19 protein-coding genes are annotated in these 21,622 nt (G+C 70.8%); 2 read left to right on the top strand and 17 right to left on the bottom strand.

Going from position 1 to position 21,622, the window contains the following annotated elements; translation table 11 throughout:
* Positions 1–424 precede the first annotated feature (424 nt).
* The 11 genes from leuA to hrcA form a co-directional block, all read right to left on the bottom strand.
* Entirely contained in the window at positions 425–2,182 is a 1,758-nt protein-coding gene (gene leuA, locus ACZ6JE_RS13970; protein ID WP_464319328.1) for a 2-isopropylmalate synthase, read from the bottom strand.
* A gap of 211 nt (positions 2,183–2,393) precedes the next feature.
* On the bottom strand, positions 2,394–3,062 hold the full coding sequence (locus ACZ6JE_RS13965) for a response regulator transcription factor (protein WP_308196255.1): 669 nt from the start codon (positions 3,060–3,062) through the stop codon (positions 2,394–2,396).
* A complete protein-coding gene (locus tag ACZ6JE_RS13960; RefSeq protein ID WP_464319327.1) occupies positions 3,059–4,327 on the bottom strand; it encodes a sensor histidine kinase in 1,269 nt (422 codons plus the stop codon). Before ACZ6JE_RS13960 ends, ACZ6JE_RS13965 begins: the two co-directional genes overlap by 4 nt.
* A 96-nt stretch (positions 4,328–4,423) precedes the next feature.
* On the bottom strand, positions 4,424–5,368 hold the full coding sequence (gene era, locus ACZ6JE_RS13955) for a GTPase Era (RefSeq protein WP_464319326.1): 945 nt from the start codon (positions 5,366–5,368) through the stop codon (positions 4,424–4,426).
* Positions 5,365–6,717, bottom strand: a complete 1,353-nt coding sequence (locus ACZ6JE_RS13950) for a hemolysin family protein (RefSeq protein ID WP_243216058.1) — start codon at positions 6,715–6,717, stop codon at positions 5,365–5,367. Before ACZ6JE_RS13950 ends, era begins: the two co-directional genes overlap by 4 nt.
* Before the next feature lie 7 nt (positions 6,718–6,724).
* Complete coding sequence (gene ybeY, locus ACZ6JE_RS13945) at positions 6,725–7,186, bottom strand: rRNA maturation RNase YbeY (protein WP_192057945.1); 462 nt, start codon at positions 7,184–7,186, stop codon at positions 6,725–6,727.
* A complete protein-coding gene (locus tag ACZ6JE_RS13940) occupies positions 7,183–8,325 on the bottom strand; it encodes a PhoH family protein (RefSeq protein ID WP_464319325.1) in 1,143 nt (380 codons plus the stop codon). The genes ybeY and ACZ6JE_RS13940 overlap by 4 nt, the downstream gene beginning before the upstream one ends.
* Complete coding sequence (locus tag ACZ6JE_RS13935) at positions 8,315–8,716, bottom strand: histidine triad nucleotide-binding protein (RefSeq protein ID WP_192057949.1); 402 nt, start codon at positions 8,714–8,716, stop codon at positions 8,315–8,317. The genes ACZ6JE_RS13940 and ACZ6JE_RS13935 overlap by 11 nt, the downstream gene beginning before the upstream one ends.
* 86 nt (positions 8,717–8,802) lie before the next feature.
* Positions 8,803–9,534 (bottom strand): 16S rRNA (uracil(1498)-N(3))-methyltransferase, encoded by a 732-nt coding sequence (locus ACZ6JE_RS13930; protein WP_464319324.1) that lies wholly within the window; start codon positions 9,532–9,534, stop codon positions 8,803–8,805.
* A 2-nt stretch (positions 9,535–9,536) separates the two neighbouring features.
* Entirely contained in the window at positions 9,537–10,652 is a 1,116-nt protein-coding gene (gene dnaJ, locus ACZ6JE_RS13925) for a molecular chaperone DnaJ (RefSeq protein ID WP_192057953.1), read from the bottom strand.
* A 77-nt stretch (positions 10,653–10,729) separates the two neighbouring features.
* On the bottom strand, positions 10,730–11,752 hold the full coding sequence (gene hrcA / locus ACZ6JE_RS13920; protein ID WP_192057956.1) for a heat-inducible transcriptional repressor HrcA: 1,023 nt from the start codon (positions 11,750–11,752) through the stop codon (positions 10,730–10,732).
* 143 nt (positions 11,753–11,895) lie between these two features.
* Here hrcA and ACZ6JE_RS13915 point away from each other — a divergent pair, with 143 nt between their 5' ends.
* The gene (locus ACZ6JE_RS13915; RefSeq protein WP_308196249.1) at positions 11,896–12,369 is read left to right on the top strand and encodes a DUF4870 domain-containing protein; all 474 of its coding nucleotides are present in this window, start codon (positions 11,896–11,898) and stop codon (positions 12,367–12,369) included.
* A gap of 86 nt (positions 12,370–12,455) precedes the next feature.
* Here ACZ6JE_RS13915 and hemW read toward each other — a convergent pair whose 3' ends face one another.
* The 4 genes from hemW to ACZ6JE_RS13895 all read right to left on the bottom strand — a co-directional run bounded on the left by hemW (position 12,456) and on the right by ACZ6JE_RS13895 (position 17,507).
* Positions 12,456–13,682 carry a radical SAM family heme chaperone HemW gene (gene hemW, locus ACZ6JE_RS13910; protein ID WP_192057958.1) on the bottom strand — a complete coding sequence of 409 codons (1,227 nt, stop codon included), beginning with the start codon at positions 13,680–13,682 and terminating at the stop codon, positions 12,456–12,458.
* Between the two features lie 2 nt (positions 13,683–13,684).
* Positions 13,685–14,440 (bottom strand): DUF1990 family protein, encoded by a 756-nt coding sequence (locus ACZ6JE_RS13905; protein ID WP_192057960.1) that lies wholly within the window; start codon positions 14,438–14,440, stop codon positions 13,685–13,687.
* A 4-nt stretch (positions 14,441–14,444) separates the two neighbouring features.
* Positions 14,445–16,295: a translation elongation factor 4 gene (lepA, locus tag ACZ6JE_RS13900; RefSeq protein WP_192057963.1), complete on the bottom strand. Its 1,851-nt coding sequence runs from the start codon at positions 16,293–16,295 to the stop codon at positions 14,445–14,447.
* Between the two features lie 66 nt (positions 16,296–16,361).
* Positions 16,362–17,507, bottom strand: a complete 1,146-nt coding sequence (locus ACZ6JE_RS13895; RefSeq protein ID WP_320480022.1) for a pyridoxal phosphate-dependent aminotransferase — start codon at positions 17,505–17,507, stop codon at positions 16,362–16,364.
* Between the two features lie 244 nt (positions 17,508–17,751).
* Between ACZ6JE_RS13895 and rpsT the strand changes: the two genes are divergently transcribed.
* A complete protein-coding gene (gene rpsT / locus ACZ6JE_RS13890; RefSeq protein WP_192057967.1) occupies positions 17,752–18,012 on the top strand; it encodes a 30S ribosomal protein S20 in 261 nt (86 codons plus the stop codon).
* A 104-nt stretch (positions 18,013–18,116) separates the two neighbouring features.
* On the opposite strand, the gene holA is transcribed toward rpsT, so the two are convergent.
* Both holA and ACZ6JE_RS13880 read right to left on the bottom strand, forming a co-directional pair.
* Entirely contained in the window at positions 18,117–19,151 is a 1,035-nt protein-coding gene (gene holA / locus ACZ6JE_RS13885; protein WP_464319323.1) for a DNA polymerase III subunit delta, read from the bottom strand.
* Positions 19,061–21,571 (bottom strand): ComEC/Rec2 family competence protein, encoded by a 2,511-nt coding sequence (locus tag ACZ6JE_RS13880; protein ID WP_464319322.1) that lies wholly within the window; start codon positions 21,569–21,571, stop codon positions 19,061–19,063. Before ACZ6JE_RS13880 ends, holA begins: the two co-directional genes overlap by 91 nt.
* Positions 21,572–21,622: the final 51 nt, after the last annotated feature.

Here is a 21,622-nt window from a genome sequence, read left to right as displayed (position 1 = left end):
ACCCCGCGCCGCCTCGCGCCGCTACCCCGCTGCGTCGCCCCGCTACCCCGCGGCCCCGGTGCCCCGCGCCGACCCGCGCCTCCTCTCACAGCCTCGCGGGACAGCTACCCCGCGGCGTCGGCAACTCCTGCTCCTCGCGTCGGCCGGCGTCAGCACCTCGGCGTGTCGGCGTCTCGACCGCAGACGACCGGAGTTGCCGACCGTGGCCGACCGTTGAGCAGGCCGGCGCGGCGTGCCGCAGCCCCGAGCAACGCATCTTCCGGGCGGGCCCACGCGCCGACAACTCCTGCTCCGTGCAGCGATCCAGCCGCAGGGGCACCGTACGGAGCGGTGCATCCGCAGGAGGCAGGAGTTGCCGACACGGGAGCGTGCGACGGCAGGGTGGACCGACGACGAGCGGTGCGGCGGCGGAGAAGGCGGCGGCTCAGGCGGAGGCGAGCTGGCGTGCCTCGACGCCGCGGAGCGCACGGTTCACCGCCGAGACGATCGCCTTGAGCGACGCCGTCGAGATGTCGGCGTCGATGCCCACACCCCAGAGGCGCGTCCCGTCGACGTCCAGCTCGACGTAGGCCGCGGCCTGCGCGTCGCCGCTCGCGCTGAGCGTGTGCTCGACGTAGTCGTACAGCTTGACGCCGACTCCATGCGCCTCGAGGACGGAGATGAACGCGGCGATCGGCCCCGTGCCTCGTCCCGTGGTCGACTCGACGTCGTCGCCGATGCGCAGGTCGACGTCGAGCGCGGTCTCACCGGTCAGGTCGCTCGACGTGCGGGTGCGGGTGAGCTCGAAGCGGCCCCACTTGTCGTCGGTCGAGTCGGCCGGCAGGTACTCGTCGCGGAAGATCGACCAGATGTTCGCGCTGGTCATCTCACCGCCTTCTTCGTCCGTGCGCGCCTGGACGACGCCGCTGAACTCGATCTGCAGCTTGCGGGGCAGATCGATGGCGTGGTCGGCCTTCAGCAGATAGGCGACGCCGCCCTTGCCGGACTGCGAGTTGACGCGGATGACCGCCTCGTAGCTGCGACCGAGGTCTTTCGGGTCGACCGGCAGATACGGCACGGCCCAAGGCAGCTCGTCGACCGATACTCCGGCGGTCTCGGCCTCGGCGGCCATCGCCTCGAAGCCCTTCTTGATGGCGTCCTGATGCGAACCGGAGAACGCCGTGTAGACCAGGTCGCCGGCCCACGGGCTCCGCTCGTGGACGAGCAGCTGGTTGCAGTGCTCGGCGGTGCGCTTGACCATGTCGAGATCGCTGAAGTCGATCTGCGGGTCGATCCCCTGCGTGAACAGGTTGATGCCCAGCGCGACGAGGTCCACGTTGCCGGTCCGCTCGCCGTTGCCGAAGAGGCACCCCTCGATGCGGTCCGCGCCGGCGAGGTAGCCCAGCTCGGCGGCGGCGATCCCGGTGCCGCGGTCGTTGTGCGGGTGCAGAGACAGGATGACGCTGTCGCGACGGGCGAGACGGCGGTGCATCCACTCGATCGAGTCGGCGTACACGTTCGGGGTCGCCATCTCGACGGTGGCCGGCAGATTGATGATCACGGGCCGAGCGGGCGTCGCGTCGAAGGCCTCGATGACCTGGTTGCAGATGTCGAGGGCGAAATCGAGCTCGGTGCCCGTGTAGCTCTCGGGCGAGTACTCGTAGAAGACCGCGGTCTGCGGGATGCTCTTCTCGGCTTCGAGACACAGCCGGACGCCCTCCAGCGCGATGTCGATCACACCCTGCCGGTCGGTGCGGAACACGACGTCGCGCTGCAGGGCGCTGGTCGAGTTGTACAGGTGCACGATCGCCTGCTTCGCCCCGGCGATGGACTCGTAGGTGCGCGCGATGAGGTGCTCACGCGCCTGCGTCAGCACCTGGATCGTGACGTCGTCGGGGATCGCGCCCTCGTCGATCAGGCTGCGCACGAAGTCGAAGTCGGTCTGCGAGGCGCTGGGGAACCCGACCTCGATCTCCTTGTAGCCCATGCCGACCAGCAGATCGAACATGATGCGCTTGCGCTCGGGGCTCATCGGGTCGATCAGCGCCTGATTGCCGTCGCGCAGATCTACGGCGCACCAGCGCGGAGCCTCGGTGATTCGGGCGGACGGCCACGTGCGGTCGGGCAGATCGACGGCGAACTGCTCGTGGAACGGGCGGTACTTGTGGATCGGCATGGCCGACGCGGTCTGGGTGTTCTTCATGGTCTCGAGCTCCTGGGCTTGCCGACAGTGTCAGCGCTTCGTTGGTCAGCCGACGACGAACTCCGCGACGAGGGAGGCCTGGGCTAGGACTCGTCGCGGCAGCTAAGGAGGAGCAGACCGAACAGCACAGGTCGAGGCTAGCACCGCCGCCCGGATCGGAGAGACCGAGGAGGCGCGCGATGGTCCGCCCGCCGCCCCGGTCTCGAGGCCGTCACTTCGTCAGGCCGTGCTCGTAGGCGTAGACGACGAGCTGCACGCGGTCGCGCAGCGACAGCTTCGACAGGACCCGGCTGATGTGCGTCTTGACGGTGGCCTCGCTGAGGAACTCGCGCGTGGCGATCTCGGAGTTGCTGAGGCCGCGGGATGCGAGGTCGAAGATGTCCCGCTCGCGCGTCGTCAGCGAACGGAACGCCTCGGGCACGGCCCGGGAGCCACGGCCGTCGAAGTGCTCGAAGAGCTCCCGCGTGGCCGAGGCGGCGATGACGGCGTTGCCCGAGTGGACGGTGCGGATGGCGGCGAGGAGGAACTCGGGATCGGCGTCTTTTAGGACGAAGCCGCTCGCGCCTCCTCGGATCGCCCTGGTCGCCGCCTCGTCGAGATCGAAGGTCGTGAGGACGATGATGCGCGGGGGCTTGCGGACGGCCTGCTCGGCCTGGGCCAGCACGGCCGACGTCGCGGCGATGCCGTCCATGACGGGCATGCGGATGTCCATGAGGACGACGTCGGGCGTGGTCTCGGCGACCATGGCCACGCCCTCTTCGCCGTTGCTCGCCTCGCCGACGAAGACCAGGTCGGGCTGCGACCCCACGAGCATCTTGATGCCGGCACGGAACAGGGCCTGGTCGTCGACGAGCGCGACGCGGATGGGAGTGGGAGTCACCGGGCGAGACCTACTTCTTGTGTGAGTGCCGAGGTCGGCACGATGGCGTGGACGACGAAGCGGCCGTCGGCGTTCTGGGTGGTCAGCGAGCCGCCGGCGAGCGTCGCGCGCTCGCGCATGCCGTCGAGTCCGTGGCCGCCGCGGCGCTCTTCGCCGGGTGGCGTCGTGGGCACCGGACGGGTGAGGGGCCGCACCACGTTGCTGATGAGCAGGTGGAGGGACTCGTACCGCCAGTCGAAGACCAGCTCGACGACCTCGTCGACCGCCCCGTGCCGCAGCACGTTCGTCAGCGACTCCTGCACGATGCGGAAGACGGCCAGCTGCCGGTTCGTTCCGAGCTGCTGGGGCTCCCCCACGACCCGGTGGTCGATGCGCAGGCCGGAGGCGCGCATCTGCTCGAGCAGCCTGTCGAGATCGCCGAGCGCGGGCTGCGGCGCCTCCCCCTGGCTGTGGCGGAGCTGCCCGAGCAGGACGCGCACGTCGCCGAGCGCCTCTCGAGCGGTCGACGCGATGGTCGTCAGCGCGTCGTCGACGCTCGTGGGGTCGACCTTGGCGGCGTACCGAGCGCCGTCCGCCTGAGCGATGACGACCGCGAGGGAGTGCGCCACGACGTCGTGCATGTCACGCGCGATCCGGTTGCGCTCCTGTTCGACGGCGATGTCGCGCTCGGCTCGGGCCGCCTCCCGCTCAGCTCGAGCGGCGTCCCCCTCGGCTCGGATGGTCTCGCGTTCTGCGACCAGGCGGGCCTCGCGGCTCGTGCGCTCGGCCGAGCGCGAGCGAGCCAGCAGACCGCCGGCCCACGGAAGCCCCAGCAGCGCGAGCAGCCCGAGGAACGTGATGCCGACCTGCAGCATGATGCGGACGACGTCCGTGATGCCGCTCACGTCGTAGGAGACTCCGAAGATCGTCGTCTGCACGAAGGTCAGGTAGAACGTGCCGACGGCCGCGCCCACCACGAGCGACACCAGACCCAGCCACTTGAGCCGGTCGGTGCCGTACGCGGCGACCGTGTAGAGGATCACGCAGATGGCGATGTTGCTGACATCGGGGGTCGTCCGCGCGAGCATCTCGCCGATGGCGACGACCCAGGCGATCGAGAGAGCGAGACTCGGCGACAACCGGCGCACGGCGAGGGCCGCGGCGAACCCGAGAGCCACGATGCCGGTGAACGAGTCGTTGGAGATGAGCAGCGCCGCACCGAAGAGCACGACCCCCGACGCGGCGTCCACCACCAGCTGGTAGGGGGCGAGGCGACGGAAGAGCACGGGACTACCGTACGGCCCGTCGGGTCGCTTCACGAGCGGGCGCACGGACCTCGCGACGGGCGACGGAGGCGGGTCATCCTGTGGAGGGATCTCCGATCAGAAGCCGAGGCGCCCGAGCAGCTTCGGGTCGCGCTGCCAGTCTTTGGCCACCTTGACCCGGATGGACAGGAACACCTGCTTGCCGACGAGCGGCTCGATCTGGGCTCGAGCCCGTTCGCCCACCTCGCGGAGACGCTGACCGCCCTTGCCGATGACGATGGCCTTCTGGCTGTCGCGCTCGACGAAGAGGTTCGCGTAGATCTCGAGCAGGTCTTTGTCGTCGCGCTCGACCATGTCGTCGATCGTGACGGCCAGCGAGTGCGGCAGCTCGTCTTGGACGCCCTCGAGCGCCGCCTCACGGACGTACTCGGCGATGCGATCCTCCAGTCCCTCTTCGGTGACCGCGTCGGAGGGGTAGAGCGGCTGCGATCGGGGCATCAGCTTGATCAGCTCCGTCGCGAGGACGTCGAGCTGCACGTCGGTGACGGCCGACAGCGGGATGATGGCCTCCCAGTCGCGGAGACGGCTGACGGCGAGGAGCTGCTCTGCCACCGCAGGCCGGGAGGTCGTGTCCACCTTGGTGACGATGGCCACCTTCTTGGCCCGCGGGAACGCGTCGAGCTGCTCGTTGATGTACTTGTCGCCGGGTCCGATCTTCTCGTCGGCGGGCACGCAGAAGCCGATGACGTCGACGTCGCCGAGGGTGGTCTGCACCACGTCGTTGAGCCGCTCGCCGAGCAGGGTGCGGGGTCGGTGCATGCCCGGGGTGTCGACGAGCACCAGTTGACCGTCGGCGTGGTGGACGATGCCTCGGATCGCTCGACGGGTCGTCTGCGGCTTGGACGAGGTGATCGCGACCTTCTGACCGACCAGCGCGTTCGTCAGCGTGGACTTCCCGACGTTGGGGCGACCGACGAACGAGACGAAGCCCGCCCGGTAGTTCGAGCCGGGCTCGGGCCTGGTGGGGTCGATGGCCTGTGTCGGGTCGTCGGGGGTCGTCATGCGGTTTCCTTCGCGGAGCGGTTCGAGATGCGGTGCGGGGTGAGGTCGGGGTCGTGCTCGACGAGACCGGAGGCAGGATCCGTGCCGTCGGAGGCGACGACCGGGTTCCGTTCGACGAGGACCGTCTGGAGGTCGTGTCGGCGCCCCTCGGTGCGGTCGGCCGTCAGAGTCAGCCCGGAGACGGTCACGACGGACCCCTTCTCGGGCAGTCGCCCGAGCGTCTTGGTGAGCAGCCCGCCGACCGAGTCGACGTCGTCGTCGTCGAGGTCGAGGCCGAAGAGGTCGCCGAGCTCGTCGACGGGCATGCGGGCGCTGACGCGGAAGACGCCGTCGGCCACCTCGCGATGCGGTGCGACCTCGCGGTCGTACTCGTCGCTGATGTCTCCCACGAGCTCCTCGATGAGGTCTTCGAGGGTCACCAGGCCGGCGATGCCGCCGTACTCGTCGACGACCATCGCGAGGTGGTTCTTGTCGAGCTGCATCTGCCTCAGGGTGTCGTCGGCCTTCTTCGACTCGGGGACGAACGCCGCGGGCCGGGCGAGGGAGCCGACGAGGGCGTCGTCGTCGCCGACGTGCTCGTGCAGCCGACGGGCGAGATCGCGTAGGTAGACGACGCCCACGACGTCGTCGTTGTCGCGACCGACGACGGGCACCCGGGAGACACCGCGACCGAGGAACAGACTCATCGCGGAGCCGACGGTGGCCGTCGCCTCGATGGTGACCATGTCGGTGCGGGGCACCATGACCTCGCGGACGACGGTGTCGCTGAACTCGAAGATCGAGTGGATGAGCTCGCGGTCGTCCTCCTCGAGCACGTCGAGCTCGGTCGCCTCGTCGACCATGCTGAGCAGCTGCTCTTCGGACGAGAACGACGAGCTGGCCGGACGACCCGGGGTGACGCGGTTGCCGACGGCGACGAGCGCGTCGGCGACGGGGCCGAGCACCACTCGCACGAGACGGACGAACCCCGCCGTCGCGACGACCAGACCGCGTGCGTGGGCCCTCCCGACGCTGCGCGGGCTGGAGCCGACGAGCACGAACGACACCACGGTCATGATGAGAGCGGAGAGCAGCAACGCCACCCACCAGCGATCGACACTGAAGGCGAAGGCCAGCGACACCAGGACCGCAGCGGACGTCTCGGCGACGACCCGGACGAAGTTGACGGCGTTGACGTGCGCACCGGTGTCGACCGCGATCGCCAGCAGCGCCCTGCGACTGCGGGGCGACTGCTCGGCCTCGTCGGTGAGATCGGCCCGGCTGAGGACGCCGAGGGCCGAGTCGATGGCGGCGAGGAGACCGCCGGCGACCACCAGGACGACGGCCACGATGACGAACACGGTGACCATCACCGGGTCACCGCCGCTCGTCTGCGCCGGCGAAGGCGGCGAGGATCTCGCGTTGCAGGCCGAACATCTCGCGCTCGTCGTCCGGTTCGGCGTGATCGAAGCCGAGCAGGTGGAGGATGCCGTGGCAGGTCAGCAGCTGCATCTCGTCGAGCGGGCTGTGACCCGCGGTCGCCGCCTGAGCGACGGCGACCTGCGGGCAGACCACGATGTCGCCGAGCAGACCGGCCGGGGTCGGGTCCTCTTCGGTGCCGGGCCGCAGTTCGTCCATCGGGAAGCTGAGGACGTCGGTGGGGCCGGGCTCGTCCATCCACTGGACGTGCAGCTGCTCCATCGCGGCCTCGTCGACGAAGACGATCGCGAGCTCGGCCTCGGGGTGGACGTGCATCTGATCGAGTGCGAACGTCGCCAGACGCTGGATGGCGGCCTCGTCGACCTCGACACCCGACTCGTTGTTGACCTCGATGCTCATCGGGTTCCTCTCTCGGACGGACGGTTCTCGGACAGCCGGTCGCGAGGTGCCCCGGAGCCGGAGCCGGGATCGGTGCGGGTGGCGGCCGGCGCGGCCGACGCCGTGCCCGACGCCTCGGAGCGGGCGAACTGCTGCGCCTGCCGTTCGGCGTCGAACGTCGTGTACGCGTCGACGATGCGACCCACGAGGGTGTGCCGCACGACGTCGTCGCTGGTCAGCCGGGAGAAGTGGATGTCGTCGATCCGATCGAGCACCCGCGTGACCAGCTGCAGGCCGCTCGCCCCGGTGGGCAGGTCGATCTGCGTGACATCGCCGGTGATGACCATCTTGGAGCCGAAGCCGAGTCGGGTCAGGAACATCTTCATCTGCTCGGGCGTGGTGTTCTGGGCCTCGTCGAGCACGACGAAGGCGTCGTTGAGCGTGCGCCCGCGCATGTACGCCAGCGGAGCCACCTCGACGGTGCCCGCTGCGAGCAGCTTGGGCACGATCTCAGGGTCCATCATCTCGTTCAGGGCGTCGTAGAGCGGCCGGAGGTACGGGTCGATCTTGTCGGTGAGCGTGCCGGGGAGGAACCCGAGCCGCTCGCCCGCCTCGACGGCCGGCCGGGTGAGGATGATGCGCTGAACCTCGCGGCGCTGCAGGGCCTGCACCGCCTTCGCCATGGCCAGGTAGGTCTTGCCGGTGCCGGCCGGACCGATGCCGAACGTGATCGTGTGCTCGTCGATCGCGTCGACGTACTCGCGCTGACCGGGGGTCTTGGCGCGGATCGGCTTGCCCTTGCCCGACACGATGGGGTCGCCGAACATGGCGGAGGGCGTGCTCTGACCGGCGTCGAGCACCCGCGCGGAGGTCTCGACCTCGGCGGGAGCGAGATCGTGCCCGCCGCGCACCATGGCCACGAGCTCGTCGACCAGGCCGCGCGCACGGCGGACCGGGTCTGCGGGGCCCTCGAGCACGACCTCGTTGCCTCGGACGAGCACGCGCACGTCGGGGTACTGCTTCTCGACGGTCTTGAGCAGGCGGTCTTGCGGACCGAGCAGCTGCACCATGGCCACGCCGTCGACCTGCATGTCGACGCGGACGATGTCGGCGGCGTCGTCGCCGCGGGGCTCGGAGGGGCGAGTGTCGCTAGTGGGCAAGGGTGCCTTCCTGGAGGGGGCCGCCCAGGACGTGGGCGTGGACATGGAAAACGGTCTGGCCGGCGGACTCGCCGGTGTTGAAGATCAGTCGGAACGACGAGCCGTCGAACCGCCGACCCTCGGCGTCATGGAACACCGCCGGGTCGGCGGCGAGGGCGGACGCGGTCGAGACGAGCTCGGCGAGAAGGGCGGGATCGCCCGCAGCGAGCTCGACGACGTCTCGGTACGACGACGTCTTGGGGACGACCAGGAGGTGCACCGGCGCCTGGGGCTGGATGTCTCGGAAGGCGATGAGCCGGTCGTTCTCGAAGACGATGTCTGCGGGGATCTCACGCGAGACGATGCGGCTGAAGACGCTCGGCTCGGCGTCGGGGTTCTGCTGATCGGACATGGACGCCATCGTACCGGCGGCCCCCGACACTTCGCCGGTCGCGGTCACGGCCGCAGCCGCAGGCACGGCCACGGGCGGCCGCAGGCCTACCAGCGCCCGAGCCGCACGCTGAGCACGGCGATCGCCGCCGGCCCGGCCGTCGACGTGCGCAGCACGGAGTCGCCCAGCCGCACCGGGGTCGCCCCCGCGGCCGCGAGCGTCTCGAGCTCGCCGGGCGAGATCCCGCCCTCGGGCCCGACGACCACCAGCACCGAGGAGGCGCCGGTCAGGTCGACCGCGGAGAGCGCGACCTCGGCGCTCGGCTCGAGCACGAGCACCCGCGCGCCGCCGGCCCGGGCCGCGATCACCTTCGTCGTGGCGAGGCCGCCGACCTCGGGGCCCCAGGCGCGGACGGCCTGCTTGGTGGCCTCGCGGGTGATGGCGCGCCACCGGGTCAGCCCCTTCTCGATCTTGGGGCCCTCCCAGCGCGAGACGCTGCGCGCCGCCGACCAGGGCACGACCTCGTCGACCCCGAGCTCCGTCGCCGCCTGGACGGCGAGCTCGTCGCGGTCCCCCTTGGCGAGGGCCTGCACGAGACCGAGCGTCACCACGGGTCGCGGGTGGTGCGTGACGGACTCCGTGAGCATGACGACGAGGTCGGCCCGCGCCTCCTGCACGATCCCCTCGGCGACGAGCCCTCGACCGTTGCCGACCCGCAGCGGGTCGCCGACCCGCAGGCGGCTGACGGTCACCGCGTGCCGCGCCTCCGCGCCGGTCAGGACGACGTCGCCGCCGACCGACGCGTCGTCGAGCGACTCGACGAGGTACGAGTGCGCCACGATCAGAAGTTCAGGAACCGGTCGCGCAGCTTGCCGAAGAGCCCCTGCTGGAACTGCGACAGCTCGGGCCCCTGACCGCGGCGACCCGACGCGAACTTCTCGATGAGCTCGCGCTCTTTGTGGCTGAGCTTGGTCGGGGTCACCACCTGGACGCCGATCTTCAGGTCGCCCCGGCCGGTGCCGCGCAGCTTGGTGATGCCGCGGTCGCGGATGGTGATGATGTCGGCGCTCTGGGTGCCGGGCTTGATCTCGAGCTCGACCTCGCCGTCGATGCCGGTCAGCGTCGTCGACGTGCCGAGGATCGCGTCGGCCATCTGCACCTCGAGCGTCGCCAGCAGGTCGTCGCCGTCGCGGCTGTAGGTGTCGTGGTGCTTCACCTTGACCTCGAGGTAGAGGTCTCCGTTCGGACCGCCGGCCTGACCGACCTCGCCCTGGCCGGGCAGCTGCAGTCGGAGCCCCGTGTCGACGCCCGCGGGGATGTCGATCGGGATGGTGCGGCGGGCACGGACGCGACCCTGCCCCTGGCAGGTGGCGCAGGGGTTGGGGATGACCGTGCCGTAGCCGCGGCAGGTACCGCAGGGGCTCGACGTCATGACGTTGCCGAGCAGCGAGCGGACGGTGCGCTGGATCTGACCCGATCCGTTGCAGATGTCGCAGGTCTGCGGCGAGGTGCCGGGCGCACAGCACGAGCCGTTGCAGGTCTCGCAGAGCACGGCCGTGTCGACCTCGATGTCGCGCTGCGTGCCGAAGACGATGTCGTCGAGCTCGACCTCGAGGCGCAGCAGCGCGTCCTGACCGCGCTCGCGCCGCGATCGCGGACCCTGCCGCTGACCGCCGCCCCCGCCGCCGAAGAACGCGTCGAAGATGTCGCCGAAGCCCGCGGCCCCGCCGCCGCCCCCGCCGCCGAACCCGGCCTGCGGGCCGAGGTCGTAGCGCTCACGCTGCTGCGGGTCGCTCAGGACGTCGTAGGCGTGCGTGACGTCTTTGAAGCGCTCGGACGCGTCGGCGCTCGGGTTCACGTCGGGGTGCAGCTCGCGGGCGAGTCTGCGGTACGCCTTCTTGATCTCTTCGGGCGTCGCCGACCGGTCGACTCCGAGCACGTCGTAATGATCTGCCACTTGTTTCGTCTACCTCTTGGTGTCGTAGCTGGAAGTTGGGGGGAAGAAGGGGAGGCCGAGGAGGCGCGGGTCGGGTCTCAGCGCTCGGCGAGCGTCGACGACAGGTAGCGGGCCACCGCGCGGACGGCCGCCATGTTCGACGAGTAGTCCATCCTCAGGGGGCCGAGCACGCCGATGCGGGCGATCTCGCTGCCCGACGAGGTGTAGCCGCTCGCCAGGACCGAGGTCTGCGCGAGCCCGAACGAGGCGTTCTCGCGACCGATGCTGGCCACCACGTCGACGGCGTCGAGTTGCATCTCGCCGAAGAGCCGGAGCAGCGCGACCTGTTCTTCGATGGCCTCGAGCACAGGATAGAGGTTGCCGCTGAAGTCGTCGCCGGTACGGACGAGATTCGCCGCGCCCGACATGACGAGACGGTCCTGGCGGCCCGCGGCCAGCTGTTCGACGAGGCTCGCGACGACGCGACGCACGATGGCCGCGAGGTCGGGCCGGAAGCGCTCCGGCAGGTCGCTGAGCGATCGGGCGGCGTCGCTGAGCGCGGCGCCCCCGACCACGGCGTTGACCGACGCCCGCAGCTCGGAGAGGAACACCTCGTCGACGGGCGTGGGCAGATCGATCAGGCGCTGCTCGACCTGGCCGCTGTCGGTGATGAGGACGGTCATCACCCGCGTCTCGCCGAGGCTGACCAGCTCGATGTGCCGCACGCGTGCCCGCGAGAACGAGGGGTACTGCACGAGCGCGACCTGGTTGGTCAGCTGCGAGAGGAGTCGGACCGTGCGCCCGAGGACCTCGTCGAGATCGGTCGAGTCGCCGAGGAAGGTCTCGATGGCCTGACGCTGCGCCGAGGTGAGCGGACGCAGATCGGCCAGCTCGTTGACGAAGAGGCGGTAGCCCTTGTCGGTCGGGACCCGGCCCGACGACGTGTGAGGCGCCGTGATCAGCTCCTCCTCTTCGAGGAGGGCCATGTCGTTGCGGATCGTCGCGGCCGACACGCCGAACTGGTGCCGCTCGACGATCGACTTCGAGCCGACGGGCTCACGGGAGGCGACGTAGTCGTGCACGATGACACGGAGGACTTCGAGTCCGCGTTCCGAGACCACGACGCACCTCTCTTCCGACTGTCTGGCACTCGCCGTACCAGACTGCCAATCCTACGTCACGTGCGCCGCGCGACCTACACCCGGCGCACTCGGCATCCCGAGCTCCCTACTGCCCGCGGGGTGGTCTGCCCTAGGGTGAGGCCATGACCGACATGCCTCCTTCGCAACCGAACGACCCCCGCGCGGGCCAGCAGCCCTTCGGCCAGCAGCCGAACGGCCAGCAGCCCTACAACCAGCAGCCGAACGGCCAGCCGCCCTACGGTCACCAGGGGCAGCCGTCCGTCCCGCCGATGCGTCCGGAGGACGAGAAGCTCTGGGCCACGCTGATCCACCTCGGCGGCATCCTGTTCTGGATCGTCCCCGCACTGGTGGGCTACCTCGTCCTGAAGGACCGCGGCCCGTTCATCCGCGAGCACACCCGTGCCGCCCTGAACTTCCAGATCACCATGGCCATCGTGCTGGTCGCGTCGGGTCTGCTCAGCGTCATCGTGATCGGCGCCATCACCGGCTTCGCCGCCGGCGTCGTCATCGTGATCTTCTCGATCATCGCCGCCGTCGCCGCCAACCGCGGCCAGTACTACAAGTACCCGCTGACGTTCGAGTTCATCAAGAACTGACGCACGGCACCGAACGAAGGGCGCACCTCCTGAAGGAGGCGCGCCCTTCGTCGTCCGTCGAGCTCGCGACGGTCACGGGGCCCGCTCTACGACGGCAGGAGTCGGCGGACGACCGCGTCGGCCATGAGGCGGCCCTCACGGGTGAGGACGACCCGACCCTGCAGGGCGGGGCGCCCCTCGACCCAGCCGTCGGCGATGAGCCCGGCGACGGCCTGGCGACCGTCGTGGTCGAGCTCGGACACCGGCAGACCCTCGCGGATGCGGACGCCGAGGAGGACCCGCTCGACCCGACGCGTCTCGTCGTCGAGGGTCTCGCGACCGGCGCCCGGCGACTGCTCGGCCGCCATGCGCTGCTGGTAGGCGGCCGGGTGCTTGACGTTCCACCAGCGGACTCCCCCGACGTGACTGTGCGCGCCCGGGCCGACGCCCCACCAGTCGTGGCCTTGCCAATAGGCGAGATTGTGCCGCGAGCGGTGGTCGACCCCGCGCGACCAGTTGCTCACCTCGTACCAGTCGTAGCCGTCGGCCGCCAGGCGGTCGTCGGCCACCTCGTACATGTCGGCCGCTAGGTCGTCGTCGGGCGTCGCGACCTCGCCGCGGCGGATCTGGCGGGCCAGCTTCGTGCCGTCCTCGACGATGAGCGCGTACGCCGAGAGGTGGTCGGGCTGCTGCGCGATCGCGACGTCGAGCGAGCGCTTCCAGTCGTCGAGCGTCTCGCCGGGGGTGCCGTAGATCAGGTCGAGGCTGACGTCGAGGCCCGCATCACGCGCCCACTCGACGACCAGCGGGATGCGTTCGGGGTCGTGGGTGCGCTCTAGGGTCGCCAGCACGCTCGGCACGGCCGACTGCATGCCGAAGCTGACCCGGGTGAAGCCGGACGCCTTGAGCGCCCGCAGGTAGTCGGCGTCGACGCTGTCGGGATTCGCCTCGGTGGTCACCTCGGCGCCGTCGACGAGACCCCAGGTGTCGACGACCGCGTGCAGCATCTCGGCCAGATCGGACTGCGGCAGCATCGTCGGCGTCCCGCCGCCGAAGAAGACGGTCGACGCGGGTCGCGCCGGCAGACCCGCCTCGGCGAGGACGCGACCGCCGAGCGCGACCTCGGCGACGGCCTGCCCGGCGTAGTCGTCGCGCTTGGCGCCCCGCAGCTCGTCGCCGGTGTACGTGTTGAAGTCGCAGTAGCCGCAGCGGACACGGCAGAACGGGACGTGCAGGTAGACGCCGAAGTTGCGCTGGTCGGCCCCGGCGACGACCGACGACGGGAGACCGCCGTCGACGGGCGCGGGGTCGCCGAGCGGGAGGGTGCTCGGCACCCTCAGTCGTCCAGCCGACGGAGGGTCGGGTCTTCGGGAGCGGTCTCGGGCGACTCGGCCGCCGTGATCGCCGCGGCGTCGAGGTCCGTCTCGGGCTCGGGGCCGGGCTCGCTGATCGACAGCGCCCGGAGATAGCGACGCGTGTACAGGGCCTGGGTGCGCTTCATGAACGGCTCGACGAGCTTCCAGCGCAGCGACGACGGGCGCGAGAACGAGCGGATCGAAAGCCAGACCGAGCCGTCGTCGGTCTGATCGACGATCCACGACTCCTCCCCGCTCTCGGGGTGCCCGTCGAGGGTGCCGTAGGCGAAGCCCTTGCGCTTCGGCTCGTCGATCACGTAGACGACGCGCACGGGTGCCTCCACCTTGCGCCCGTAGGCCTCGATGGTGAGCGTCGCGGTCGTCCCGGCCGTGAGCAGGGGCGTGCCGTCGGGGGCGAAGCGCGCCTCGTCGGGCGAGCGCGACCAGTGCGCCGGGTCGATCGGGGCGCCGTTCTCGTCGAAGGTGACGGGCGTGTAGCCGCCCTCCTCGAGGGGCGGGACGGCGTCGACGCGGACCTCGATGCCGCTGCGGCGCTGGATCTGCCAGGTCATCGTCGCGATCCAGGCCGCCTCGAACCGGGCATCGCCGTGACCGACGCGGGTGCGGTACTCGGCGGGCGTGAAGCCCGTCGGCGGGTACTGCATCAGGTCGGGAGCCTGCGTGGCCCCGACCTCGCCGTACGTCGTGCGGGTCTCGGTGTACGTCGCGCGTCTCATGCGACTACTTCTTGTCTTTCTTCTCGGTGTCGCCCGAGAGGGCGGCGATGAAGGCCTCTTGCGGCACTTCCACGCGACCGATGGTCTTCATGCGCTTCTTGCCCTCCTTCTGCTTCTCGAGCAGCTTGCGTTTTCGAGAGATGTCGCCGCCGTAGCACTTCGCGAGGACGTCCTTCCGCATGGCGCGGATGCTCTCGCGCGCGATGATGCGCGCTCCGATGGCGGCCTGGATGGGGACCTCGAACTGCTGACGAGGGATCAGCTCGCGGAGGCGACCGGTCATCAGCACCCCGTAGGCGTACGCCTTGTCGCGGTGCACGATCGCGCTGAAGGCGTCGACCGTCTCGCCCTGCAGGAGGATGTCGACCTTGACGAGGTCCGCCTCCTGGTCGCCGATGGGCTCGTAGTCGAGGCTCGCGTAGCCGGCCGTCTTCGACTTGAGGCTGTCGAAGAAGTCGAACACGATCTCGCCGAGCGGGATCGAGTAGCGGATCTCGACCCGGTCTTCGCCCAGGTACTCCATGCCGAGCAGATTGCCGCGGCGCTGCTGGCAGAGCTCCATGATGACGCCGACGTAGTCTTTCGGCGCCAGGATCGCGGCCTTCACCATGGGCTCGCTGACGCTCGCGATCTTGCCCCCGGGGAACTCGCTCGGGTTCGTCACGGTGATGGTCTTCTTGTCGTCGGTCATGACCTCGTAGACGACGCTCGGGGCCGTGGTGATGAGGTCGAGGCCGAACTCGCGCTCGAGGCGCTCGGTGATGATCTCGAGGTGCAGCAGCCCCAGGAACCCGCAGCGGAAGCCGAAGCCGAGCGCGACGGACGTCTCGGGCTCGTAGACCAGCGCGGCGTCAGACAGCTTCAGCTTGTCGAGCGCCTCGCGGAGGTCTGGGTAGTCGCTGCCGTCGATCGGGTAGAGGCCCGAGTAGACCATCGGGAGGGGCTCGACGTAGCCGGCCAGCGCCTCCGTCGCGGGCTTCGCCGCCGTCGTGACGGTGTCGCCCACCTTCGAGAGCCGAACGTCTTTGACACCGGTGATGAGGTAGCCGACCTCGCCGACCGAGAGCCCCTGGCTCGGCGTGGGCTCGGGCGACGACACCCCGATCTCGAGGATCTCGTGCGTCGACTTCGTCGACATCATCTGGACCTTCTCGCGCGGGTTCAGCGTGCCGTCGATCATGCGGATGTAGGTCACGACCCCGCGGTAGCTGTCGTAGACCGAGTCGAAGATCATGGCGCGCGGCGAGGCGTCGAAGTCGCCCGTCGGCGACGGGATGCGGTCGACGACGCGGTCGAGCAGCTCTTCGACGCCCATGCCCGTCTTGCCGCTGACCCGCAGGACGTCGTCGGGGTCGCCGCCGATCAGACCGGCCAGCTCGGCCGCGTACTTCTCGGGGTCGGCGGCGGGGAGGTCGATCTTGTTCAGGACGGGGATGATCTCGAGATCGTTCTCGAGGGCGAGGTACAGGTTCGCGAGCGTCTGCGCCTCGATACCCTGCGCCGCGTCGACGAGGAGGATCGCGCCCTCGCAGGCCGCGAGCGATCGGCTGACCTCGTAGCTGAAGTCGACGTGCCCGGGGGTGTCGATCATGTTCAGGGCGAAGGTCTCGCCGTTGCGCTCCCACGGCATGCGGACGGCCTGGCTCTTGATCGTGATGCCGCGCTCGCGCTCGATGTCCATGCGGTCGAGGTACTGGGCGCGCATCGCTCGGTCTTCGACGACGCCGGTGATGCCCAGCATGCGGTCGGCCAGGGTCGACTTGCCGTGGTCGATGTGGGCGATGATGCAGAAGTTGCGGAGCGACGCGGGCGGTGTCGACGCCGGTTGCAGTGCACGGGAGGCTAGGGGGCTCACACGGTCCTCAGGGGGTGTTGGGCGGGGGGCGCGTCGATTCTCCCACGCCGGGGCGGGAAACCGGGTCTAGGCGGTCGGCGCCGGGAGCTTCGACAGGCCGCGGGTGAGCACCTCGGGCTCCGTCGCGAGGCAGACGCGGATCCAGCCCTCGCCGCTCCGGCCGAAGGCGCTGCCCGGTGCGACGGCCACGCGCTCGGTCAGCAGCAGCCGCTCGGCCCACGAGGCCACGTCCCCGCCGGAGGCGTGCGACATGTCGATCCACAGGTAGAAGGCGCCGGTCGGCTCGAGGTAGCGGATGCCCCGTTCGTCGAGCAGGGACGTCGCGAGCTCGAGGTTCTGCCGGTAGTGGTCGCGGGCGTCGGCGACCGGCTGATGATCGCCCACGACGGCGGCGAGGGCCGCGTGCTGGTCGGGTTCGGCGACGCAGCTGATCTGCGCCTCCTGCACGGTCCGCATCGTGTCGGCCAGCCCCTTCGGAGTCACGAGGTAGCCGACCCGGACACCGGTCATGGCGTAGGTCTTGCTCAGCGAGAAGACGCTGAAGACGCGGTCGTCGTGATCGAGCGAGGCGAGGCTGATGTGCTTCGACCCGTAGGTGAAGTACTCGTAGACCTCGTCGCTGATCACCCAGAGGTCGTGCCGACGGGCGAAGTCGAGGAGGCGCACCAGGGTCTCTTCCGAGTACACGACGCCGAGCGGATTGGAGGGCGAGTTGACCACGATCGCGCGCGTCCGGTCGCCGACCAGCCGGTCGAGCTCGTCGATGTCGGGCACGAAGTCGGCGGCGGGGGCGAGCGTGTAGGGCACCGGGACCGCGTCGAGCATGTGGGCGTTCATCGTGAAGGTCGTGTAACCCGGGTCGGGCACGAGCACCTCGTCGCCGGCGGCGAGCAGCAGCCCCATGGTCTGGTGCAGCGCCTGCGTGCCGCCGATCGTCACCCAGACCTGCTCGACGTCGACGTGGATGTCGTTCTCGCGGGCGAGCTTCGCGACCAGCGCCTCGCGCAGCGGCGCGATGCCGCCGTTCGGCGTGTAGTTCGTGCGGTCTTCGGACCACGCCCGGCGGGCGGCGTCGCCGATGTGCCGGGCGACGGGCACGTCGGGCTCGCCGATCACGAGCATGTCGACGTCGTCGAGCTGCGCGGCGATCTCGAAGACGCGACGGATGCCGGAGGCGGGGACGGAGGTCATGTGCGGGGCGAGCTGCGGCATGATGGCACGGTACTACGCACGACACGGCGCGCCGCTCGACGGCTGTTCGTTGAGACTCGGGCCACCTGCTGGTAACGTTGCCTGTTGGCTTACGCGTTACGTCTGCACGGGCGGAACGCGATCGCAGCCGAGAGCCGCTCCGGTGGCCATCACCGGCGGCAGCACCGGGTCGATCGACGAGAGTCGATCGGTCGCTCGGCTGGCGCACATCCGTCCGAGACACAGAATCCAGAAAGTAGTTCACGTGGCAAACATCAAGTCGCAGATCAAGCGCATCGGCACCAACAAGAAGGCCCAGGACCGCAACCGCGCCGTCAAGAGCGAGCTCAAGACCGCCGTCCGCGCGACGCGCGAGGCGATCACCGCCGGCGACAAGGACAAGGCCACCTCGGCCCTCCTCGTCGCGTCGAAGAAGCTCGACAAGGCCGCCAGCAAGGGTGTCATCCACCAGAACCAGGCCGCGAACCGCAAGTCGTCGATCGCGAAGCAGGTCGGCGCTCTCTGAGTCGCTCCCCCCGTACGAAGGCCCCGTCTCGATCGAGACGGGGCCTTCGTGGTTCCCCGGGGGCCGCACCGCCGCCGAGGCGGGGCCGCAGGGGCGGGGCCGAGTCAGCGGGGGCGGTCGCCTCGCATCGAGATGACCGTGACCATGCGCTCCAGCGCGTAGACGGCGTCGCGTTCGGCGCCCTTGACGGCCGCATCGGTCTCGGCGACGACCTCGATGCAGCGCCCGAGGCCGTCCTCGCTCCAGCCCCGCACCTCCCGCTGGGCCCGCTCGACCTGCCACGGCGCCATGCCGAGTGGCGACGCGAGCTGACCCGACGGGCCGTAGGCCCCGTGCACCTTGGCCATGCCGCGGATCTTCATCGCGAAGGCCGCGACGACGGGCACCGGGTCGGCGCCCGACGCGAGCGCGTGGCGCAGCAGCACGAGGGCCTCGCCCTGCCTCCCGGCGACGGCCATGTCGGCGACCTTGAACGAGTTCGTCTCGACGCGCCCCTCGTAGTACTTCTCGACGGTGGCCTCGGTGATCTCCTCCGCCGCGTCCGAGATGAGCTGCTGGCAGGCGCTGGCCAGCTCGGCGAGATCGTCGGAGAACGCCGTGACGAGCGCCCGCAGCGCCCCCGAGGTGACGCGTCGACGTTCGGCCGCGAACTCGGCGGCGGCGAAGTCGAGCTTCTCGGTGTCCTTCTTCAGCTCGGCGCAGACGACCTCGAGCCCCTGGCCGGTGCCGCCGCGGATCGTGTCGAGCAGCTTCTTGCCGCGCACTCCCCCGCCGTGCCGCAGCACGAGGTAGGTGTCGTCGGCGGGCGATTCGAGGTACCGCAGGGTCTCGGTGAGGAACGCGTCGGTGCACTTCTCGACGTTGGCCACGCGGATGAGACGCGGCTCGGCGAACAGCGACGGGCTCGCGAGGGTGATGAGCTCGCCCGGCTGGTAGTGATCGGCCTCGAGGTCGTTGACCTCGAGACTGGGGTCTTCGGCGGTGAGCTGATCGCGCAGCTGCCGCACGGCGCGGTCGGCCAGGAACTGCTCTGGCCCGCTGACGAGGATCACGGCGGCGGGCCGGATTCTGTCCCATCCGACCTGATCGATGGCGACACCGGTCTTCTTCGCCGGCTTGGCACTCGCTCGCGCGGCCACGGTCCTCCTCCGGCGACCGGATGCGGAACGGACGCCGCGACCAGCGTAGACGAGGCCTCCGACGAGGAGGCGCGCTCACGCCACAGACGGAGCCCGCCGTCGTCGACCACCACCGCCGTCGAGCCGTCCAGGTCGGATCGGGCCACGGCGGACGCGGTCTCGTCGAGCACGGCGAGCAGCGAGTCGGTCGGATGCCCGTAGCTGTTGTCGGCCCCCACCCCGACGAGCGCCACGGACGCGCCGAGCGACCGGTAGAGAGCGGGGTCCTGATCGGCCGAACCGTGATGGGCCACCTTCACGACGTCGACCCGCCCGGACAGCCCACCGGTCGCGGACAGGCCATCGGTCGCGGCCAGGCGGCGTTGCGCCGCCGCCGCGAGATCGCCGAGGGCCACGAGATCGAGGCACCCCGCGCGGCAGTCGGTCGTCGGCCAGAAGCGCGTGACGAGACTCGCGTCGTTGCCCGGCGGCGGCGAGGCGCCCGCGAGGGGCGGCCACAGCACTTCCCAGCCCAGCTCGCCCAGCACGCCCGAGGTGCCCGCCCGGGTGTCGACGACCTCGACCCCGGCGGCGACGAGCCGCTCGACGACGCGCTCGTCGGCGCTCCGCCCGGTCGGGCCGACGAGCGCGGCGTCGACGCGGCGCTCGACGGCCGCGACGGCCCCCACGTGATCGGTGTCGAAATGGGTGAGCACGAGCAGGTCGACGCGGTCGACACCGAACAGGTCGAGGCAGCGGTCGAGGGCCGCCTCGTCGTCGCCCGTGTCGATCAGTGCGACGCTCGCCGCACTGCGGACGAGCACGGCGTCCCCCTGCCCGACGTCGCACTGCGCGACGGTCCAGTCGTCGGGGACGCTGCCGCGGGAGCCGATCCCCGATCCCAGCACCGCGCCTCCGGCGATCACCACGACGCCGACCAGCCCCGCTGCCGCCACCCGACGCGCCCTGCTCCGCCGCCCGGCGAGCACGAGCACGACGACGAGCCCGGTCAGGGTCGCGAGCAGCCCGACGGCCACGATCCCCTGCCCCCACTCCACCCGGGCCGCCGGCCAGTCGGCGACGGAGCGGGCGACCGCCGCGACCCACGAGGCCGGAGCCCAGGCCACCCCGGCCACGAGACCGGCCGCCCCCGGCGCCCACCCCGCCAGCACGCAGACCAGCAGCCCGAGGACGGTCGCCACCGGAGCGGCGGGCTCGGCGAGCACGTTGGCCGCCACGCCGTGCAGAGGCAGCCCGGGGTCGAGGAGGAGCAGCACCGGGCCGCAGGCGAGCTGAGCCGCGATCGGCACGGCCAGCACGAGGGCGAGCGGTTCGGGCATCACCCGGGCGAGCAGACGGGCCAGCGGCGCCGCGAGCACGACCAGACCCGCCGTCGCGAGCACCGACAGCGCGAACCCGATGTCGCGGGAGATCCACGGGTCGGCCATCAGCATGCCCGTCACCGCGACGGCGACGACCGGAAGCCCCGAGACGGGCCTCGACCCGGCCAGGTGCCCGAGCACGACGAGGGCCATCACAGTGGCCCGGACGATGCTCGCATCGGGGGTCACCAGCACGAGGAACGCCAGCAGCACGACCGACGCCGCGACGACCCGCACCGCCCGAGGAACCCCGAGCGCGCCGCCGACCAGCATGGTCAGCGCCACGAGCACGGCGCAGTTCGAACCCGACACCGCCGTCAGGTGCGACAGCGACGACGTGCGCATCGCGTCTCGCAGGTCGTCGGGCACGGCCGAGGTGTCGCCGATCGTCAGGCCGGGCAGCAGCGCACCGCCGTCGCCCGGCAGATCCGCCGCGACGGCTCGGAAGGAGGCGCGCATCGCCTCCGCCCGCCCTGCCGCTCCCGAGGCGGGCGCGCCGGGTCGCAGCTCGCCGCGCGCCGCGACCACGAACGCGGCGTCGCCACCCGGCTCGACGGGCAGCACCGTCGCCCGGAGTCCGACCCGCTGGCCCACCTCGACGGCGCCGGAGACCCGAGGCCCCAGCACCAGCATCGAGACGCGCCCCTGCCACACCCGCTCGCCGCTCGTCACCGTGCGGACGTCGAGGGACGCGACCTGCGAGGCGTCCGTCAGACGCTCGGACGCCGTGGCGTCGAGCTCGACCGTGTGCCCGACGAGGGCGGTGAGCTCGGGCGGGTACCGGACGTCGTGACGGACGGCGGCGCCGGCGAGCAGGAGGCTGGCCAGGCCGACGCTCACGGCCACGGCGGTCGCGGCACCCACCGCCCGCGAGGAGGACGACCGCCCGCCGCGCGACCACGTGCGGGCCACCACGAGCGCCGCGAGCGAGACGGCCCCCGCCACCGCGGCCGCGAGACCGAGCCGGTCGGGGCTCGGCAGCAGGACGACCAGCGCGATCCACCCGGCGGCGGCGGGCAGCGCCCAGCGCACGTCGAGCACGGGCCGGTCGTCGATCACACCGTCACCTGCGGACGCAGCTTCTCGAGGGTCTTCTCGCCGATGCCGGGG

This window comes from Frigoribacterium sp. AC759 (assembly GCF_979256015.1).
Note: the sequence above shows the minus strand (reverse complement) of the source record. Positions and strands in the feature narration are given on the sequence as shown.

Excerpts from the sequence above, each read along its gene's own strand:
- ACZ6JE_RS13935 (WP_192057949.1), bottom strand. The coding sequence starts at position 8,716 with ATGTCCGATCAGCAGAACCCCGACGCCGAGCCGAGCGTCTTCAGCCGC.
- ACZ6JE_RS13950 (WP_243216058.1), bottom strand. The coding sequence starts at position 6,717 with ATGGTCACCGTGTTCGTCATCGTGGCCGTCGTCCTGGTGGTCGCCGGC.
- ACZ6JE_RS13905 (WP_192057960.1), bottom strand. The coding sequence starts at position 14,440 with ATGAGACGCGCGACGTACACCGAGACCCGCACGACGTACGGCGAGGTC.
- era (WP_464319326.1), bottom strand. The coding sequence starts at position 5,368 with ATGACGACCCCCGACGACCCGACACAGGCCATCGACCCCACCAGGCCC.
- ACZ6JE_RS13895 (WP_320480022.1), bottom strand. The coding sequence starts at position 17,507 with ATGCCGCAGCTCGCCCCGCACATGACCTCCGTCCCCGCCTCCGGCATC.
- leuA (WP_464319328.1), bottom strand. The coding sequence starts at position 2,182 with ATGAAGAACACCCAGACCGCGTCGGCCATGCCGATCCACAAGTACCGC.
- ACZ6JE_RS13915 (WP_308196249.1), top strand. The coding sequence starts at position 11,896 with ATGACCGACATGCCTCCTTCGCAACCGAACGACCCCCGCGCGGGCCAG.
- ybeY (WP_192057945.1), bottom strand. The coding sequence starts at position 7,186 with ATGAGCATCGAGGTCAACAACGAGTCGGGTGTCGAGGTCGACGAGGCC.